This is a genomic window from Gordonia sp. AC31 (assembly GCF_031844505.1).
Lineage (GTDB): Bacteria > Actinomycetota > Actinomycetes > Mycobacteriales > Mycobacteriaceae > Gordonia > Gordonia hongkongensis.
In genome coordinates, this window is sequence record NZ_JAUZVK010000009.1 from 119702 (window position 1) to 139002 (window position 19301).

The window sequence follows — 19301 nt, forward strand, 5'->3', positions numbered from 1 at the left end:
CGAGCCATGACCGCCTTCACAACCGGTCCGCGTCACGGACAGCACAGAACCGTGCAGCCTCGACACGATCGGCGATCCGGTTTCCTCCTACGGTGATCCGAAGGTCGCCGACCGCGCGCTGCGGTGGGCAGGAGGAGCGCTCGGAGCTTGCGGAGGGCGCGGCAGTCCTGCTCCCTGCGGAGCGCTTGGAGCTTGCGGAGGGCGCGTCACGAAGGGTCCGGCGACCGGGGTTCGAAAAGCACCCGAACGGTGCCACTCACATTAGCGAGTCCGCATGTCCGACAACCGCACCCGCGGCCGCACCATGTGAGTCGCGGTGCGCCTGTAGCGTGGTGTCCTGTCACCACGTGTGCAGCACATCGGATAGCGAGGACCCCACATGGCACTTCATGCACTGCTCGCCAAGGCCGGCGCGGCGGTCGCCACCGGCTTCGTCGGAGCCGTCGCCTACGACGCCGTACGCACCGTCGCTCGACGCGCCCCGCTGCGTGAGGGAGCCGTCGTGGCGACCACGTGGGGTATCCGTGGAACCCGCAAGGCCGAGGAGGTCGCGGAGTCGGTGCGACTCAACACCGCCGACATCGTCGCCGAGGCGAAGGAACGGCTGGGCGAGGAGTCGACACCGCCGGGAACAGCGGTGGCTCACGACCACGACCACGATCACTGAATCGTGAGCACGTCCGCGCCGACGTACTCTCCCGAGCTGCCACCGACCGAGATCGTCGTCCGGTCGTCGGCGGCGGGCCGGGTGCGTATGACGGTTCCGTGGCTGCGGGTCACCGATCGCACTGTCGCCGACCGCCGTGCCGTGGCCATCGAGGAGAGCGTCGCCAGGGTGACGGGTGTGCGCGCCGTGCACGCCTATCCGCGCACCGCCTCGGTCGTCGTGTGGTTCCGGGCGGACACCGACCGGGATGCCATCGATCATGCGATCGCGGCGGCCACTCACGCCGACCCCGCGAATCTTCCTGACCGCGCACCGCATTCGGCCGACGTCACCAATGCCGACCTGTTGCGGATGGGCATCGGCGCGGGAGCCCTGGTCCTGCTGGGTTTCCGGCGCTACGGGTTCCGCCGTCCGCCGCTGCTCGGTCCGGCCTCGCGCACCGTCGCCACCGGTGTCACCATCTTCTCCGGCTACCCGTTCCTCCGCGGCGCGCTCCGCTCGCTGCGTGGCGGCCGGGCCGGCACCGACGCACTGGTCTCCGCTGCCACGATTGCGAGTTTGCTGCTGCGCGAGAACGTGGTCGCGCTGACCGTGTTGTGGTTGCTCAACATCGGTGAGTTCCTCCAGGACCTCACCCTGCGACGCACCCGCCGCGCCATCGCCGACCTCCTCCGCGGCACCCAGGACACGGCGTGGGTCCGCCTCGCCGACGGCACCGAGGTGCAGGTGGCCATCGACGCGCTCCACGTCGGGGACGCGGTGATCGTGCACGAGCAGGTCGCGGTGGCGGTCGACGGGGTGGTCGTCGACGGGGAGGCGGTGGTCGACCAGTCCGCGCTGACCGGCGAGAACCTCCCGGTGACCAAGCACGTCGGCGACCGCGTGCAGGCCGGCTCGGTGGTACTCACCGGCCGGATCGTCATCGAGGCCCACGCGGTCGGCGACGACACCTCGATCGGTCGGATCATCGGCCGGGTCGAGGAGGCCCAGCGCGACCGCGCTCCCATCCAGACGGTCGGGGAGAACTTCTCCCGGCGGTTCGTACCCGCGTCGTTCGCGTTGTCGGCGCTGACGCTGCTGGTGACGCGCGATCTCCGTCGTGCGATGACGATGCTGCTGATCGCGTGCCCGTGTGCGGTGGGGCTGTCCACCCCGACCGCGATCAGCGGCGCCATCGGGAACGGCGCGCGGCGCGGAATCCTCATCAAGGGCGGATCGCACCTCGAGGCTTCGGGACGGATCTCGGCGGTGGTGTTCGACAAGACCGGCACGCTGACCGTCGGGCGCCCGGTCGTGACCAACGTCGTGTCCTTCTCCGACGACTGGCAGCCCGAACAGATCCTCGCCTACGCGGCCAGCTCCGAGATCCATTCGCGTCATCCGCTCGCCGAAGCGGTCATCCGGTCCACGGAGGAACGTCGCATCGAGATCCCGACGCATGCGGAATGCGAGGTCATCGTCGGACTCGGCATGCGCACCCGCGCCGAAGACGGGCGCGTGCTCCTGCTGGGTAATCCGTCGCTCCTCGACCGGCACGGCGTCGCGATCTCCGACGACGCCATCGGCTGGGTGGACCGCTTGCGGCAGGCGAGCGAGACACCGCTGCTGCTGGCCGTCGACGGCACGCTCGTCGGTCTGGTGAGTCTGTCCGACGAGCTGCGTCCCGAGGCGCGTGAGGTGCTCGACGCGCTGCGTGCCGACGGGGTCACCGAGATCGCCATGCTCACCGGCGATCACCCGGTCACCGCGGCGACCATCGCCGCCGAACTCGGCATCGAGCGGTGGGCCGCCGAGGTCACCCCTGACGACAAGCTCGCGGTGGTTCGTGAGCTGCAGGCCCTCGGCCACGTGGTCGCGGTGGTGGGTGACGGTGTGAACGACGCCCCCGCGTTGGCCGCCGCGGACATCGGCATCGCGATGGGGTTGGCCGGAACGGATGTCGCGGTCGAGACCGCGGACGTCGCGCTAGCCGGGGACGACCTGCGCAAGCTGCTCGACATCCGCGATCTGGGTTCGCACACCGTCGAGGTGATACGACAGAACTACGGTATGTCGATCGCCGTCAACGCCCTGGGGCTGGTGATCGGCGCGGGCGGTGCGCTCTCGCCGGTCCTCGCCGCCGTGCTGCACAACGCATCATCGGTTGCCGTGGTGCTCAACAGTTCTCGGCTCATCCGGTATCAGGTCGAACCGGCTCCGTCGGCGTCGGCGGAGGAAGTCCGCGCATGACCGAGGTACCCACGACGACCGCGACCTTCGAGTGTCCGGCCGGGACGATCATCGCTCGCACCGACGGACAGGTCGTGCGCGCCACCGGGATCCGCTTCGCGCAGGCGGCGCGCTTCGAGGTTCCGTCCCCGCAACCGCCGGCCGACGAGCCGATCGATGCGACCTCGTGGTCGCCCGCCTGTCCTCAGCGCAACGGCGAGGGGATCGTCCACGACACCTTCGGCGATGCCGCGCTGGGCGAGATGGTCGGCGACGAGCACGCCCAGTACGTGTCGGTCACGGTGCCGGTCGACCGTCGACCCGACGAGGCTCTCCCGGTGATGGTCTGGATTCACGGCGGGTCGTACATCATCGGCGCCGCCGACGCGCCCTGCCACGATCCGGCGGCGCTGGTCGCCGAACAGCGGGTGGTCGTCGTGTCAGTGACCTACCGACTGGGATTGTTTGGGTTCCTCGGCGACGGCATCAACCGGCCGGCGAACCTGGGCCTGCTCGACATGATCGAAGCGCTGCGCTGGGTTCAGCGGAACATCGCGTCCTTCGGCGGCGATCCCAACGCCGTCACCGTCTTCGGCGAATCAGCCGGCGGCGACGCGGTTGCACAATTGATGGCGGCCGACGGCGTGACGGGCCTGTTCCGCCGCGCCATCATCCAGAGTGCGCCCCTCGGCATCACCCGACGTCGCGAGCGGTTGCATGCGGACATGTTCGCTGCGTCGCACCAGGTGTCGGCGTCGGCGACCGTCGACGAGGTCCTGGCCGTCCAGGAGTCGATGATGGGACTCAAAGCGATTCTGCAACATGGACTTCCGGCGTTCATGTCCTTCGGTCCCCAGTACGGCCACCATCCGCTGCCACCCGAGGACGAGGTGGACGCGGTCTGGGAGAGTCGAGCGCGGGACGTCGAGGTCCTCATCGGCTGGTGCAGCCGCGAGGCCGCGTTCTTCACCGCGGCGATCGACGGGGTGTCGTCGCTCCCCGCGGTTCCGTTGGTCGGCAACCGCCTGTACGAATGCCTTGTCCAGCAACTCACCCGTGCCATCTACACGTCGGCGGCCGACCGCTTCGCCCGACGCCACCGACGCGCCGGAGGAAAGGCCGCGCAGTACGTCATCGACTGGGGCGCAGCAGATCACCCGCTGCGCGCCGTGCACACCGTCGACATCCCGTTGCTGTTCGGAACCCCGGAGATCTGGGCCGGCGCCCCGATCCTGGCCGGCCACGACGCCGATCGGGCTGCCGAGGACGGCCGCACGTTGCGACGGATCTGGGCGGACTTCGCTCGCGACGGATGGACCGCGCCGGCTGATGTGCCGGGCCTGATCCGCTTCCGTTGACCGCGGCATCGCGTAGCGCGAATGCGACTGTACCCGCGGTCTCACCACGGATTGGGCGTCTGCAGCCGAATCGCGCGAAGCCGTCGACGCCCGGCGGTGGAAGCGCCGCGAGGTCAGTCGGCCGGTCGTTCACCCACGGCAATCAGTGTGTCGCAGTCGACTTCGGTGATCCCCTCTCGTCTGCCAGCCGCTGCAGGAACCCGACTCGCACGTCCTCGACGGCGTCGGCGTCCAGGTCGGCGAGTGCGCCGCGCAACCCGCTGCCGAGGACCATCGACCAGGAGAACTCGTCGGTCCGTGGTACGCGCAGGTCGAGAACTGACGCGGACACCTCTTCTGCGCCAAGCGATTCGAGCCACCTGACGATCTTCTCCTCGGTGTCGATCCGCGTGATGGGGTGAGGCGGTCCGTCGGACGGGGCACGCGGACCGGGTGGCGGCGGCGTGTTCGTCACGCGGGCGACCTCGGCGAAGTAGGCGCCGGTGAAGTCGTGGAGTGCGTCGTCATGTTATACCGCGACTGCGAGACGACCACGTGGGCGCAGGAGGGGCAGTAGTTTGCGCACCGAGTCGTCCATGTCCGGCAGAAAGAACACGCCGAAACCGCATGTGATCACGTCGTATTCGCCGCGCTCCCGGCCGGGCAGCGCGGTCACGTCGTCGACCCGGAAGTCGATGTTGCGCAGACCGGCCGCATAGGCGCTGGTTCGGCCACGCTCCACCAGATCGGCGGCGAAGTCGACTGCCGTGACGTGCCCGTCGGGTCCGACGACCCGCGCGGCGGCCAGCGCGCTGGCACCGGTGCCGGAACAGATGTCGAGAACCTCATCGCCCAGCGCGACCCGTGCCCGAGCAACGAGGGTCTCGCCCGCCGGACCCCAGACGAGGGGAGTCACCAGGTCGAAATCGGGACTGGTCGAGTTGAAGATCTCGGCGATGCTCGGGCCTGGCATGGGTTCAGCGTAGACGTGTTGACAACGGTTCCCGATAAAGTGGCGGACGTCTCACCCTTCGCCGACAGAACGGAGCCGTCCTGATGGAACGCCTCGTCGCCATCGCGATCTCCGTCGCAGGTGGGGTGCTGTTGCTGTGGGTGATCCTGGTGATCGCTCTCCTTGTCGCTCGCCCACCCGGTTTGCGGGCCAAAGACCTCCTTCGGCTACTGCCCGACACCGTCGTACTGCTGCGACGGCTGGCCGCTGACCGAGAACTCCCCCGTGGTGTCCGCGTCCGGCTAATGCTGCTCTTGATCTACTTGGTCCTTCCCATCGACCTGATTCCCGACTTCATCCCCGTTCTCGGCTACGCCGACGACGCGATCATCGTGGTGTTGGCGCTGCGCTCGGTCGTCCGCCGTGCCGGCCAAGATGCGCTCCGGCGCCATTGGCCCGGCAGCGACGACGGTCTGGTCGCGGTGCGCCGCCTGGCCGGCATCGGCGATCCCACAAAGCCGATGGACCCATAGCCCGAGTCGGCTGCCTCGGACGTGCTGGTACATGTCCGACCCTCATGCGAACATGTGTTCTATGCGCATCGAGCGGCGGGAACGGCGGGATCCGTCGATCCTGCATGCCGATCTCGACTCGTTCTACGCCTCGGTCGAGCAGCGGGACGACCCCTCGCTTCGCGGCCGTCCGGTTCTCGTCGGCGGCGGCGTCGTCCTCGCGGCGAGCTATGAGGCCAAGGCCCGCGGGGTGCGATCGCCGATGCCGGGCCACGAGGCGCGGGCACTCTGTCCCGACGCGATCGTCGTCCGGCCGCGGTTCGAGGCCTACATGGAGGCGAGTCGGGAGGTCTTCGACATCTTCCACGACACCACTCCGGTGGTCGAGGGGATCTCGGTCGACGAGGCCTTCCTCGACGTTGGGGGGCTCGGCCGGATCAGCGGTACGTCGCACGACGTCGCATCGACGATTCGACGCCGCGTCCGCGAGGAGGTCGGTCTCCCCATCACGGTCGGCGGAGCACGCAGCAAGTTCCTCGCCAAGGTCGCCAGCGCCGTCGGCAAGCCGGACGGCCTGCTCATCGTCGAGCCGGGAACCGAACTCGACTTCCTGCATCCGCTCCCGGTCCGTCGACTCTGGGGGGTCGGTCCGGTCACCGAGGCCAAGCTGCACGACGCAGGAGTCGAGACCGTCGGCCAGCTGGCGGCCCTCGGGGAGCGGTCGTTGCGCGGCATCGTCGGGTCGGGTGCCGGACGGCACCTCTTCGCGCTGTCACTCGCCCAGGACCCGCGTCGGGTGGAGACCGGCAAACGACGCAGCTCAATCGGTTCACAACGCGCGCTCGGCCGACGTCCGAAGTCCGAGGCCGACCTCGAGGCGACCATCACCGCGATCGTCGAACGATTGGGCAAACGGCTCCGAACGGCCGAACGGGTCTGTCGGACAATCGTTCTGCGGTTGCGCTTCGACGACTTCACCCGCGCCACCCGGTCCCGCACGCTGCTGGAGTCCACCGACCGCACCGACCTCATCATGGCGTCGGCGCGCGGCCTCCTCGCCGACGCGATGCCGATCATCCGCGAACGGGGATGCACCCTGGTCGGGTTGTCGCTGACCAACCTCGACGACCACGACAGCATCCAGCTGACGCTTCCCTTCGACACCGACCATGCCCACGAACTCGACGCGACGATGGATCTGCTGCGGGACCGGTTCGGCCGCGACTCGGTCACCCGCGCGGTCCTCATCGGACGCAACCACGGCGACGACGCACCGATGCTGCCCGACTAGCGCGAAAAGCGCGAAACGCTACTTATGCGCCCAAGCGTGACTGTGATGCCGGTGACCCCCAACACTTCTGATGTGACCACCCGATGTGGTCGCCCTCACATCCGCTGCAGAATCGAGTAAGACAATGTTGGTAGCCCTCGGCCTCGGGATGGTCGCCACCTTCATGGTGCTGATCATCACCAAGCGGGCGACGCCCGTGGTCGCGCTGATCCTCGTCCCCGTCGCCTTCGGCCTCTTCGCCGGTGCCGGCCTCGGCATCAGCGACATGATCACCGACGGCATCAAAGACCTCGCCCCCACCGCGGCGATGCTGTTCTTCGCGATCATCTTCTTCGGCATCATGATCGACGTCGGACTCTTCGACCCGGTGGTCCGGGCGGTCGTCCGCGCGGTGCACGACGACCCGGCCCGCCTGGTGGTCGGAACCGCGGTGCTCGCCGGTGTCGTCTCCCTCGACGGCGACGGTTCGACGACCTTCATCATCACGACGGCCGCACTGCTGCCGCTGTACCTGAAGCTCGGCGTCAGCCCGGTCGTCCTCACGGTCGTCGCCGGACTCACCAACGGCACGATGAACATTTTGCCGTGGGGTGGCCCCACCGCCCGCGCCGCAAGTGCGCTGAACATCGACACCAACGACGTCTTCGTCCCGATGGTCCCCGCACTGGTGGCGGCGCTGATCGTCGTACTGCTCTTCGCCTATCACCTCGGTGTGCTCGAACGCCGGCGCATCGGCAAGCTGGAGATCCGGGATTCGATCCTCGCCCCGAAGGAAGAGGTACTGGTCGGCGCCGGCGGCGGAACCGGGTTGCCGCCCAAGGGTCGTCGGGCGCGCGGTTCGGGTTCGACGGGAACAGGCTCGGGCGCCTACGACGACGCTCCCACCGGCGATCACGATCTCAGCCGCCCCGTGGCGGGCGCCGCCGACGACGACCGCGACGCATCTTTCTCGGGCGTCCTCGACCCCAATCGGGAAACCCTGCGGCCCAAGCTCTTCTGGGTGAACGCCGGACTCACCGTGGCCCTGCTGGCCATCCTCGGTGCCGACATCGTCGCCATCCCGGTGCTGTTCATGATCTTCGCCGGCATCGCCCTGGCCATCAACTTCCCGCACATCAAGCAGCAGCAGGAGGCCATCACCCGGCACAGCTCGAGCATCGTGTCGGTGGTCGCCATGGTCCTCGCCGCCGCCGTCCTCACCGGCGTGTTCAACGGCACCGGGATGGTCGACGCCATCGCGCACTGGCTGGCCGATGGCATCCCCGACTGGATGGGCCCCCACATGGCCATCGTGATCGGCGTGCTCTCGATCCCGCTCACCTTCCTGATGAGCAACGACGCCTTCTACTACGGGGTGCTACCGGTCCTGTCCGAGACCGCGACCCGCTACGGCATCGACCCCACCGAGATGGCGCGGGCATCGATCACCGGCCAGACCGTGCACATGCAGAGCCCACTCGTCCCGGCGATCCTGCTGCTGGTCGCACTGGCCGGGATCACCCTGGCCGACCACCACAAGAAGGTCCTGTGGCGCGCCACGGTCGTCTCGCTGGTGATGCTCGCCGTCGGGGTCCTGGTCGGGGCCATCCCGTTCTGATACGGCCCAACCGGTGCATGCCGATCCACACTCCACGCGGCGATCCGTTCCCCACGGATCGCCGCGTCGGCGTGCCTGCCCCACAGCGAGCATTAGGCTGACACCATGCGTTTGCGGACGCAGGTGCTGCTCCTGCAGCTGGCGGTGATAGCGGTCAGCCTCGCGGTCGGGTTCGGTCTGGTCATCGCCGGAGCCGACGACCGGGTGCGCGACGAGTACGCACAGCGCGCGCTCGCCATCGCGCAGTCGGTCGCCGCCGACGCCGAGGTCCGCAGCGAGGTCGCCGCCCATCCCGGTGACCGGGTGGACGCGGCGGACCTGGTCGACGGCCCGCTGCAACGTCAGGCGGCGGCAGTACGAGCCCGGACCGGAGCCCTGTTCGTCGTCATCGGCAACGACCGCGGCATCCGTCTGGCACATCCCGAGGTGACGGAGCTGGCCAGGACGGTCTCCACGGACCCGTCGAAGGTGCTGTCCGGATCGAACGAGGTGAACACCGACCGGGGCACCCTCGGCGAGTCGGTCCGCGCGAAGGTCCCGGTCCTGAACACCGACGGCGTGGTCGTCGGGTTCGTGAGCGTCGGTGTCTCCACCGAACGCCTGGGCTCCGAGACCCGCACCGACATCGTCGCGATCGCGCTCCTCGCGCTTGCGGCACTGGGTATCGGCGCGGTGGGTTCGGTGCTGCTGGCCCGTCGGTGGCGCCGGCTCACCCTGGGTTTGGAGCCCGACGAACTGGCCGAGCTCGTCCGGGAACAGGGGGCGGTGCTGCACTCGATGGCCGACGGCGTGCTCGCCGTCGACGCCGACGGCATCGTGCGCGTCGTCAACGACAGGGCGCGTGCGCTGCTCGACATCGACGCCCCGGTCGGCACCCCCGCCGACGACCTCGGCCTGACCCCGCGGGTGGCGACCGTCCTGGCCACGCCCACCGACGAACCCCTCGCCGCCGGTGTCGGCGAACGGGTGGTGCTGGTGAGTTCCCATCGGGTGCGGGCCGACGGTCGCGACCTCGGCATGGTCCTGTCGGTGATCGATCGCACCGACGTCGAAGCACTCAGCCGCGAGGTGGATTCGATCAAGTCGATGAGCACCGCCCTACGCGCACAGCGCCACGAAACCGCCAACCGGATGCACGTACTCGCCGGCCTGCTCCGGCACGGGCACGCCGACGAGGCGCTCGCCTACCTGGACGAGGTCACCGGAACCGGACCGGGAGGGGCGCTTCTCGCCGGACTCGACAATGTGCGCGAACCACACCTCCACGCGTTTCTCGACGCGAAGGCGGCTCAGGCGCGCGAGCGCCGGGTGGTCCTGCGACTGGGCGACCAGACCTGGATTCAGGGCGTGCTCACCGAACCCGTCGTCGTCACCACCGTGCTCGGCAACCTCGTCGACAACGGGATCGATGCCGCCGCGTCCGGACCGGACGGTGGACAGCCCGGTGAGGTCGAGGTCGAGGTCATCGCCGACGGCGACACGGTCCTGGTCACCGTCGGGGACTCCGGACCCGGCATCGCCTTCGAGGACCCCGACGACGTCTTCGCCGAGGGCGTCACGACCAAATCGGGCGCGCACGTACCCGGCGGCCGCGGTATGGGACTCGCCCTGGCCCGGCAGATCGCGCGCCGGGTCGGCGGCGACGTGTGGGTCGCCGATGCGGGGGGTCGCGGCTCCGCGGATGATGACGAACCGGGCGGGGCCGTGTTCGTCGCCCGCCTGCCCGGCGTGCTCGCGCCGACGGACGAGGCCGAAGACGACTCGTACAGCCAGACCGAAGAACCGGGAGTGACCCCATGACCGACGACCTCGGCGTCCTGATCGTCGACGACGACTTCCGGGTCGCGGCTCTGCACTCGGCGATCGTCGACGCCGTCCGGGGCTTCTCGGTGCGAGCCCGGGCGGGCAGCATCGGTGCGGCACGTCAAGCGATCGCCGAACATCCCGACATCGATCTCGCACTCCTCGACGTCTACCTGCCGGACGGCTCGGGCATCGAACTGGTCGCCGAACTCGACTGCGACTGCTTCATCGTCGGCGCCGAGACCGACGCCTCGGCGGTACGAAGCGCGATGCGTGCCGGTGCGCTCGCCTACCTGATCAAACCCTTCGACGACGCCGACCTCGCCCGTCGGTTGGCCGGCTATGCCCAGTACCGGCGGATGCTGGCGGGCGAGAACGTCGACCAGCACGCCGTCGACGCAGCGCTGTCGGCACTGCGGTTCGGCACCCGCGCCGCGGACCGGGCCGAGGGGGGGTCGCCGACCGAACAGCGGATCCTGGCGTTGTTCGCCGAGGGCGCTCCGCTGTTCGCCGACGATGTGTCGCGGGAGATCGGCATCGCGGCACCGACCGCGCGGCGGCACCTCGCGAATCTCGTGGCGGCCGGACGGTTGACGATGTCGCTGCAGTACGGCGCCACCGGGCGGCCCCGGCAGGAGTATCGACTGCCCGGGGCGTGACAGCGGGATCGGTCGGCACGGGGCGCGGGGACCGGCCCGAGGATTAGAGTGGTGATCCATGACGATGCATGTCGAGATTGGGAATCCGGATCTGATCACAGTGGATGTCCCGACCCATTGGTACAACCTCGCGGCCGAACTCGACTCCCCGATCCCGCCGCACCTGCATCCGGGCACCAAGGAACCGGTCGGGCCGGACGATCTCGCCGCGTTGTTCCCGAGTGGCCTCATCGCGCAAGAGGTGTCCACCGAGCCCTACATCGAGATCCCCGAACCGGTGCGCGAGATCTACCGGATGTGGCGGCCGTCGCCGCTGATCCGCGCGCGTCGTTTCGAGGAGGCGCTCAACACCAGGGCGCGGATCTACGTGAAGTACGAGGGTGTCAGCCCGGTCGGCAGCCACAAGACGAATTCGGCTGTCGCGCAGGCGTACTACAACAGCCTCGACGGCGTCACCAAACTGACGACGGAGACCGGAGCCGGTCAGTGGGGGAGCGCACTGGCGTTCGCGGGTGCGCAGTTCGGCATCGACGTCGAAGTGTGGCAGGTCCGTGCGTCGTACAGCTCGAAGCCCTACCGGGGGTTCCTCATCCGCACCTACGGCGGGACCATCCACCCCAGTCCGTCCGAGCTGACCGAGTCGGGTCGCGCGATGCTCGCCAAGGACCCGAACACCACGGGCAGCCTGGGGATGGCCGTCAGCGAGGCCGTCGAGGTCGCCGCCTCCAACCCCGACACCCGTTACGCGCTGGGCAGCGTGCTCAATCACGTGGTGCTGCACCAGAGTGTCATCGGGCAGGAGGCCGTCGATCAGCTCAACGCGGTGGAGCCGGGTGGTGCCGATGTTGTGTTCGGTTGTGCCGGAGGCGGTTCGAACCTCGCGGGGTTGTCGTTCCCGTTCCTGCGGGAGAAGCTGCACGGCCGCTCGGATCCGCGCGTCATCGCCGCCGAGCCCGCCGCGTGCCCGTCGATCACGCAGGGGGAGTACCGCTACGATCACGGTGACGTCGCCGGACTGACCCCGTTGCTCAAGATGCACACGCTCGGTATGGATTTCGTGCCCGACCCCATCCACGCCGGTGGTCTGCGCTATCACGGCATGGCGCCGGCGCTGAGCCACACGGTGGAGCTCGGTCTGGTGCAGGGTGTCGCCATCTCCCAGCACGACGCGTTCTCCGCGGGCGTGCAGTTCGCCCGGACCCAGGGCATCGTCCCCGCTCCCGAGTCGACGCATGCGATCGCGGCCTGCGCCGCGCACGTCGCCGACAGCGACAAGGACGAGGTCGTCGTGATCGGGCTATCGGGCCACGGGCAACTCGATCTGCCGGCGTACGCCGAGTTCCTCGAGGGCAACTTCTGAGTCGATCCGTGATCCCGGTGATGCGGACGGTCGGCGTCGACCTGTCCGCATCGCCGGCGAAAACAGCTGTCGCATGCGTCGATTGGGATGCGGAGAGGGCCGTGCTCACCGACCTCGTCGTGGGCGCGGACGACACCGCCATCCGACGCCTCGTCGAGGGATCGACCCGCATCGGGATCGACTCCCCCTTCGGCTGGCCCGACGAGTTCGTCGACTTCGTCGTCGCGCATCATCGCAACGAACTGTCGAAGGGGCGGGAGCTCGACGACATCGCCCGTCGACGACCACTTGCGTTGCGTCGCACCGATCTGCGGATCGTCGATGCCGGTGTCGGCCGCCCGCTCAGCGTGTCGGCGGACCAGATCGCGCACGTCGCGTTCCGATGCGCCGGCTTGCTCGCAGACCTGGGCGTCGACGACCGCGTCGACGGGTGGGCGGTCGAGGCGTATCCCGCGGGGGCACTCAAGCGCTGGGGACTGACCTCGCGCGGATACAAACGGGCCGCCAATGTTTCGGTGCTCGCCGGGCTCGTCGTCGCTCTCGAAGAAGCTGCGCCATGGTTGGATCTCAGCGTTCATGCCGAGACCATGGCCCGTGACGACGACGCGTTCGACGCCGTGATCACCGCGCTGATCGCGCGCGCCGCCGAGCTCGGCCGGACCACGTCGCCGGGCCCGGCCGATCGAGTGGTGGCCGCGCGGGAGGGGTGGATCCACGTTCCCTCCGCGGAACTGGCGGAGCTGATCTGAGTTGGGGCCTCGGTCAGTCCAGCGACAACCGCATGAGCACGCGCGGGAACCCGGCGAGGACCGACGAGGTGTCGGCCGCCTTGGTGAAACCGGCCTTCTCGAACAGAGCGCGGGTCCCGACATAGGCCATCGTCAGGTCGACCTTGGCGCCCTGATTGTCGACGGGGTAGCCCTCGATCGCGGGGGCACCGTTCGACCGTGCGTAGTCGACGGCCCCGGCCAGCAGTGCGTGCGAGATCCCCTGCTTGCGATGACCGGGGCGGACCCGGATGCACCACACCGACCACACCGGCAGGTCGTCCACGTGGGGGATCTTCCGGTTCCGGGCGAAGGTCGTGTCCGCGCGCGGCGAGGCGGCCGCCCAGCCGACGACCTCGCCCGCGTCGTCGTAGGCGAGCACACCCAGCGGAATGCCGCTGTCGCACAGCTCTTTCACGAACTCTCCGCGCTGCTCGCGGACCAGCTCCTGGTTCTGCTTGCTCGGGATGCGGTAGCTCAGGCACCAGCAGACGTTCGACGTCGGTTTCTTCGGACCGACCATCGTGGCGATGTCGTCGAAGATCGTCGCGGGCCGGACCTCGATGGGCATGCGTCCCATCGTCGTCGGCTCGGTCCGGGACGGCAAGGGGGTTGTGGTCAGCTCGCCGGTCCGGCCCCGAAGACGGTACGGTACCAGATCGCGGTGAGGATCTCGATGGCCGTGTCGTCGTCGGGTACGGGCCCAGCGGCGTCACCGCGGACCGCAAGCCAGGTCCAGCACGTGGATTCGAGGGTCGCGACCAGCGCGGACGCCAGCGGTTCGAGCGGCAGGCCGATGGAGTAGCCCGCGCGCTCGGCACCGTGCAGACCCGACAACACCTGCTTCACACCGGACACCCGGTTGGCCAGCCATCGGTTGCGAAAATCGTCGTCGGTCATCGACATCTGGAACAGGCCGATGATCTCGGGCAGGTACTTCTTGTAGGTCGTCCAGTACGCGGTCACGGCCGCGCGGACGCTCGCCTCCGGGTCGGTGTGCCGGGTCGCGAGTGATTGTTCCACCACTTCGTCCGAGAACTGGTCCAGCAGGGCTTCGAGCAGCCGGTCCTTGCTGTCGTAGTAGTTGTAGAACGAACCCGTCGAGCGGCCGGCAGCGGCCGAGATGTCCGAGATCTTGGTGTTCAGGTAGCCCTTTTCGGCGAACGTCCGGCGCGCGGCGTCGAGAAACGCGGCCTCGGTCTGGCGTCCTTTGTTCGTCGGCGGCACCGTGAGCTCCTTCCGCGGACCGATTCCTCATCGAACCACGTGGACGGTCGAAGACCGCACTCGGATCGATCGGAAGTGTGACCCTTGTCATCTTCTGAACCTGAATCTAGCATCAGAAAAACGCAGAGACAGGAGTTCGGCATGGAATCGTTCGTCCAGCATCGCAAGGGGCGCACGCCTCGGCAGGTGCACCGAGATGTCGCCGATCTGAAAGACGATGAACTCGGACGCTACGGTTTCACCGGCCGCACGGCACATCTGTATCGACGCAACGACCCGACGCAGTTCCGGGCGGTGGGCACCCACACCGGCGTCGATCGAATCGTCACCGACCTCGCGCCCACCGACCAGAACGACCCCGCGGGTGAGCCGCTGCTGATGTTCCATAACGAGGACTGCCGGATTTCTTTGAGTCGTCGGAAAGAGGCCGCTCCGTTCTGGTTTCGCCCGGTCGACGGCGACGAACTCGTCTTCGTCCACGAGGGCACCGGGTATTTCGAGACCGAGTTCGGTCGATTGCCCTACCGGCCCGGCGATTACGTATATCTCCCCAAGGGGTGCACCTATCGTCAGGTGCCCGACGGTGCGTCGTTGCTGCTCGTCATCGAGGCGGTCGACGAGTTCCGGGTGCCCGAACCGGGCGTACTGGGCAGGTTCTTCCCCTTCGACTCCTCGCTCGTCGTCGTTCCCGAGGCGGAGGCGTTCGACGGTGACGGCCGAGACGAGTACGAGGTGCGGTTCCGGCAGCGAGAGGGGCAGACATCGCTGTTCTACCCGTTCCACCCGCTCGACGTAGAGGGCTGGCGTGGAGACAATTTCCCGTTCACGTTCAACATCGAGGACTACGACGTCATCACCTCCGAGACGGTGCATCTGCCGCCCACGGTGCATCTGTTCATGCAGGCGACCGGGGTGTACGTGATGAACTTCCTGCCGCGCCCCGCCGAGGCGCGCAGAGGTGCCGAACGGCTGCCGTGGTACCACCGGAACACCGACTTCGACGAGATCGCGTTCTTCCACGGCGGCAGCATGTTCGGAGTCGGCATGCCGCCGGGCCTGATCTCCCACGCACCCCAGGGGATGCATCACGGCATCCCGGAGCGGGCGCGAGAGCGTTCCCGGCGCAAGTTCGACGAGTTCGACCGCGTGGAATGGCAGGTGATCTCGATCGACACCCGTCGACGGTTGATCGCCGCACCCGCACTTTTCGAATCCGGGGTCGCGGACTCCGCACAGGCCGGCGCCGGGTCACGAGTATGAGCGACCGGGGGGACGTGCCTCGTCACGACTACGACCGCATTCCCTATCTCGTTGTCTTCGATGATCTCTCGGCGTACCAGGACACCTACGGCGGGGTGACCGAGAGTGTGGTGCTCGAGAGCTACCTGCTCCGCCCCTGTGGCGTGCCGTCGAAGAACGTCATCGTCTTCATGCACCCGATCGGGGGCGGCGCCTACTTGCCGATGACCAATGCGCTCGCCCGCGCCGGCCACCATGTCATCTACTGCAACAGCCGGTATCGCGGCGTCGACAGTGCGTTGATCATGGAGAAGGTGGTGCAGGATCTCGGTGCGTGCGTGAAGGATGCGCGCGAACGCCTCGGTTACGAGAAGGTCATCCTGGCCGGGTGGAGCGGCGGCGGCGCACTGTCGCTGTACTACCAGCAGCAGGCACAGCACGCGACGGTCGCCGCCACACCTGCCGGGGAACCGCCGGACCTGACCGCCCTCGACCTCCCCGCCGCCGACGGCATGATGCTGCTCGCGGCGCACGTCTCGCGGCACGGGACCCTGACCGAGTGGATGGACCCGTCGATCCTCGACGAGTCGGATCCCGACAACCGCGATCCGGAGCTGGACCTCTACAATCCCTCGAACCCGAACCAGCCGCCGTACTCGGCGGAGTTCCTCGACCGTTACCGCGCGGCGCAGATCGACCGCAACCGGCGGATCACCGCCTGGGTGAAAGAGCGACTCGTCGATCTGCGCGGGCGGGGCGAACCGCTGATGGAGCGCGGTTTCATCGTGCACGGAACGATGGCCGATCCGCGCTGGCTCGACCTGACCGTCGACCCGAGCGATCGCAAGCTCGGTTGCTATCTGGGTGATCCGCGGATCGTCAACATGGGCCCGGTCGGACTCGCCCGGTTCACCACGCTGCGAAGTTGGCTGTCGCAGTGGAGCTTCGACGACGCCAACGGCGACGGTCCCCGGTGTGCGGCCGATCTCGCGGTCCCGACACTGGTCATCGGCAACTCCGCCGACAACGCGTGCACGCCCAGTCATACGCACCGCCTCTTCGACGCGGTCGGTCATCCCGACAAGACCCTGCACACCATTGTCGGTGCGACGCACTACTACTCGGGCCGAGACCAGATCCCACACCTGAAAGAGGCGGTCGGGACCATCACCGAGTGGCTGGCCGAGCGGTCGTGGGCCAACTGACGGCCTGGGTTCGCTGAAAACCGCCCGGTGGAAAGTGCTCGGGGACGTAGCGCCCGGTGTCCGTTTCTGATGGGCGGTTATCAGCTTGGCTTTCTCCAGGCAGGCGACCGGGTGCGGTGGTACCCCCGAGCGATGATCTCGGCGATGTCCGCATAGGTGTCGGCCCAGTCGCCGAACACCTGTGCATAGGTGACCCGCAACGGAAAGTAACCGCGTGAGATCAGCTTTCGGTCTCGAGTGCGATCCTCCTCGTACTTCTCGATTCCGGAGTGGTGTTCGACGCTGTCCAGCTCGAGCGCGAGCCGTTCTCCGACGAGCAGATCGACCCATCCGACACTGGGTACGTGGTGCTGGACCGTGACTCGCAAGCCGGCGCTTCTGAGACGCAGGCGGGCTGCTGTCTCGGTTCCCGACGCGGCGAGTCGGTGAGTCTTCTCGATGGCGCGCTTGATGAACATCGGCGCGTCATCGAACTCGGTGCGGAGTCGTGCGGGCGTGATCTTGCCGGTGTTGAGTGCGGAGTCGCACAGGATGACGAATCCCTCGACGTCGAAGCACCGGGCGGCGTACTGCAATGCTGTCGCGACATCGTCGACGGCGCCGTCGGCCGGGGTCGGCCGGCCTACCGTCGGCACCTGTCGTGGGATCGGCGACGCTCGTGGCGCGTCACCCGCGAATGCACTTGTTCGGGATGTTCAGGTATCCAGAGTCCGTGGCGTCGTAGCGCGGTCGCACAGGAGACGACGCCGTGATCGGCGACGGCCCCGACCACTTCTGGATCGGCGGACTCGGTCCGATACCACCCATGGCGTATCGACGAGAGCGTGCCGGAACGGCACGCATCCCGGATCGATGCGGCGGTCTCGCCGGCGGCCAGGAGTTGATGGGTGGCGACGACGCCGCCGAACCCCTCGGTGAGCTCGTCGAAGGTCATGCGGGACAGTGTCGGTCGTGGCGGCGGGCAGAACCCGGCGTCCGAGACGTCTGTGGATAACTACGTCAGCCATCTGAAAACCGCCCGTGGAAAACGGACAGCCGACAGACCGTCGTCGGGTCCGCTCCACCGGGCGGTTTTCAGACGACGGTCATTCCAGCAGCTTCTTCTGCACCTTGCCCATCGCATTGCGCGGGAGGGACTCGACGAACCGGATCTCGCGCGGCCGCTTGTGATTCGACAGCTCGCCGGCGACGAACTCGATGAGCTCGGTGTCGGCGACCTGGTCGCCGACGACGTAGGCGACGATGCGTTGGCCCAGGTAGTCGTCGGGGACGCCGATCACCGCCACCTCGCGGACCGCCGGGTGGGCGAGCAGGACGGTCTCGATCTCGCCGGCCCCGATGCGGAACCCGCCGGACTTGATGAGGTCGGTCGCTCGTCGGCCGACGATGCGGTGCATCCCGTCCCCGTCGATGACCGCGACGTCACCGGTCGCGAAAAAGCCGTCGGAAAGCCAGGATTCGGCAGTCGCATCCGGACGATTCAGATACCCGGACGCCATCATCGGGCCGCGGACGTGGAGATCGCCCACGCTCTCGCCGTCGTGGGGCAGCGGCTCACCGTTCTCCACCAGCCTGGTCTCCACGTGGGCGAGCGGGAGACCCACCCATCCGGGCCGGCGCTGTCCGTCGACGCGCGTGCTGACGGTGATCAGTGTCTCGGTCATGCCGTAACGCTCGACGATCTCGTGGCCGGTGAGCTCGTGGATCCGCTCGAAGACCGGCACGGGAAGCGGGGCGCTGCCCGACACCAGGACGCGCGCCGACGACAGCGTCTGTGCCGCAGTCGGATCGGCGGCGACGCGGCTCCACACCGTCGGCACGCCGAAGAACATGGTCGCGCCGGATCCGGCGGCACCGGCGTAGGTGTCCGCGGTCGGGGTGACGGTGTGGATCAGTCGCCCGCCCCGTCGCAGGGGACCCAGGACCCCCAGGATCAACCCGTGGACGTGGAACAGCGGAAGGCCATGCGCCAGAGTGTCGTCGGCGGTCCACAGCCACGCATCGGCGAGTGCGTCGAGGCCCTCGGCGATGCTCTGCCTGGTGATCGGAACACCTTTGGGGAGGCCGGTCGTGCCGGAGGTATAGAGGATCAGTGCGGTCGAATCGGCGTGCGGTTCCGGGTGACGGTGCCACGATTTCGCGTAGCGGCGGACCGGGATGACGGGCAGGGTCGGCGCGGTGGGGGCCTGTCCGAGCCACGCCTGTGCCCCCGAGTCCGCGAGGATGTGCTCGAACTCGCGCGGCCCGGAGTCGGGCGGAACGGGGACGACCGGCACCCCGGCGATCAGCGCGCCCACCACCGCCAGCACCGTCTCCACCGTCGGCGTGGCCAGTACCGCGACGGTTCGGGCACCGGCGATCCGTTCGGCGACCGCCGTCGCGGCCCCGACGAGGTCCTCGCGCGACAGCTTGTCGTCGCCGACACGGATCACGGCGGGGTCGTCCGGTGCGGTGGGGGTCAGGGTGGGCAGCAGCAC

General features: G+C 68.4%; 19 protein-coding genes. 12 read left to right on the forward strand and 7 right to left on the reverse strand.

The window, feature by feature from the left end:
- Window positions 1-379: 379 nt before the first annotated feature.
- The 3 genes from Q9R39_RS13015 (at window position 380) to Q9R39_RS13025 (ending at window position 4233) form a co-directional block, all read left to right on the forward strand.
- Window positions 380-667, forward strand: a complete 288-nt coding sequence (locus Q9R39_RS13015; protein WP_311277604.1) for a DUF1490 family protein — start codon at window positions 380-382, stop codon at window positions 665-667.
- Window positions 668-754: 87 nt separating this feature from the next.
- Window positions 755-2896, forward strand: coding sequence for a cation-translocating P-type ATPase (locus Q9R39_RS13020; RefSeq protein ID WP_159371999.1), 2142 nt, complete (start codon window positions 755-757; stop codon window positions 2894-2896).
- Entirely contained in the window at window positions 2893-4233 is a 1341-nt protein-coding gene (locus Q9R39_RS13025) for a carboxylesterase family protein (RefSeq protein WP_068972120.1), read from the forward strand. Before Q9R39_RS13020 ends, Q9R39_RS13025 begins: the two co-directional genes overlap by 4 nt.
- Window positions 4234-4375: 142 nt before the next feature.
- Here the strand turns inward: Q9R39_RS13025 and Q9R39_RS13030 are convergent, their stop codons facing one another.
- Entirely contained in the window at window positions 4376-4687 is a 312-nt protein-coding gene (locus Q9R39_RS13030) for a hypothetical protein (protein ID WP_223259022.1), read from the reverse strand.
- 54 nt (window positions 4688-4741) lie between these two features.
- The gene (locus Q9R39_RS13035) at window positions 4742-5185 is read right to left on the reverse strand and encodes a class I SAM-dependent methyltransferase (RefSeq protein WP_223259023.1); all 444 of its coding nucleotides are present in this window, start codon (window positions 5183-5185) and stop codon (window positions 4742-4744) included.
- 83 nt (window positions 5186-5268) lie between these two features.
- Here Q9R39_RS13035 and Q9R39_RS13040 point away from each other — a divergent pair, with 83 nt between their 5' ends.
- The 7 genes from Q9R39_RS13040 (at window position 5269) to Q9R39_RS13070 (ending at window position 13135) form a co-directional block, all read left to right on the forward strand.
- Window positions 5269-5697: a YkvA family protein gene (locus Q9R39_RS13040; RefSeq protein ID WP_159371706.1), complete on the forward strand. Its 429-nt coding sequence runs from the start codon at window positions 5269-5271 to the stop codon at window positions 5695-5697.
- 61 nt (window positions 5698-5758) lie between these two features.
- On the forward strand, window positions 5759-6967 hold the full coding sequence (dinB, locus tag Q9R39_RS13045) for a DNA polymerase IV (RefSeq protein WP_159371705.1): 1209 nt from the start codon (window positions 5759-5761) through the stop codon (window positions 6965-6967).
- An 85-nt stretch (window positions 6968-7052) separates the two neighbouring features.
- Window positions 7053-8564, forward strand: coding sequence for a CitMHS family transporter (locus tag Q9R39_RS13050; protein WP_264186651.1), 1512 nt, complete (start codon window positions 7053-7055; stop codon window positions 8562-8564).
- Window positions 8565-8669: 105 nt separating this feature from the next.
- The gene (locus Q9R39_RS13055; protein WP_068971353.1) at window positions 8670-10364 is read left to right on the forward strand and encodes a sensor histidine kinase; all 1695 of its coding nucleotides are present in this window, start codon (window positions 8670-8672) and stop codon (window positions 10362-10364) included.
- A complete protein-coding gene (locus Q9R39_RS13060) occupies window positions 10361-11026 on the forward strand; it encodes a response regulator (RefSeq protein WP_311277605.1) in 666 nt (221 codons plus the stop codon). Before Q9R39_RS13055 ends, Q9R39_RS13060 begins: the two co-directional genes overlap by 4 nt.
- Window positions 11027-11084: 58 nt before the next feature.
- Window positions 11085-12386, forward strand: a complete 1302-nt coding sequence (locus Q9R39_RS13065) for a TrpB-like pyridoxal phosphate-dependent enzyme (RefSeq protein ID WP_311277606.1) — start codon at window positions 11085-11087, stop codon at window positions 12384-12386.
- Window positions 12387-12406: 20 nt separating this feature from the next.
- Window positions 12407-13135, forward strand: coding sequence for a DUF429 domain-containing protein (locus tag Q9R39_RS13070; RefSeq protein ID WP_311277620.1), 729 nt, complete (start codon window positions 12407-12409; stop codon window positions 13133-13135).
- Between the two features lie 13 nt (window positions 13136-13148).
- Here Q9R39_RS13070 and Q9R39_RS13075 read toward each other — a convergent pair whose 3' ends face one another.
- Both Q9R39_RS13075 and Q9R39_RS13080 read right to left on the reverse strand, forming a co-directional pair.
- Window positions 13149-13724 carry a GNAT family N-acetyltransferase gene (locus Q9R39_RS13075; RefSeq protein WP_311277607.1) on the reverse strand — a complete coding sequence of 192 codons (576 nt, stop codon included), beginning with the start codon at window positions 13722-13724 and terminating at the stop codon, window positions 13149-13151.
- Window positions 13725-13771: 47 nt separating this feature from the next.
- A complete protein-coding gene (locus Q9R39_RS13080; RefSeq protein ID WP_265968673.1) occupies window positions 13772-14380 on the reverse strand; it encodes a TetR/AcrR family transcriptional regulator in 609 nt (202 codons plus the stop codon).
- 141 nt (window positions 14381-14521) lie between these two features.
- Between Q9R39_RS13080 and Q9R39_RS13085 the strand changes: the two genes are divergently transcribed.
- Both Q9R39_RS13085 and Q9R39_RS13090 read left to right on the forward strand, forming a co-directional pair.
- Window positions 14522-15640 carry a homogentisate 1,2-dioxygenase gene (locus Q9R39_RS13085; RefSeq protein WP_137810177.1) on the forward strand — a complete coding sequence of 373 codons (1119 nt, stop codon included), beginning with the start codon at window positions 14522-14524 and terminating at the stop codon, window positions 15638-15640.
- Complete coding sequence (locus tag Q9R39_RS13090) at window positions 15637-16824, forward strand: alpha/beta fold hydrolase (RefSeq protein WP_137810176.1); 1188 nt, start codon at window positions 15637-15639, stop codon at window positions 16822-16824. The genes Q9R39_RS13085 and Q9R39_RS13090 overlap by 4 nt, the downstream gene beginning before the upstream one ends.
- Window positions 16825-16904: 80 nt before the next feature.
- Here Q9R39_RS13090 and Q9R39_RS13095 read toward each other — a convergent pair whose 3' ends face one another.
- The 3 genes from Q9R39_RS13095 to Q9R39_RS13105 form a co-directional block, all read right to left on the reverse strand.
- A complete protein-coding gene (locus Q9R39_RS13095) occupies window positions 16905-17459 on the reverse strand; it encodes an endonuclease domain-containing protein (protein WP_247450654.1) in 555 nt (184 codons plus the stop codon).
- Entirely contained in the window at window positions 17447-17758 is a 312-nt protein-coding gene (locus Q9R39_RS13100) for a hypothetical protein (RefSeq protein WP_247450652.1), read from the reverse strand. Before Q9R39_RS13100 ends, Q9R39_RS13095 begins: the two co-directional genes overlap by 13 nt.
- 151 nt (window positions 17759-17909) lie before the next feature.
- Entirely contained in the window at window positions 17910-19301 is a 1392-nt protein-coding gene (locus tag Q9R39_RS13105; RefSeq protein ID WP_311277608.1) for an acyl-CoA synthetase, read from the reverse strand.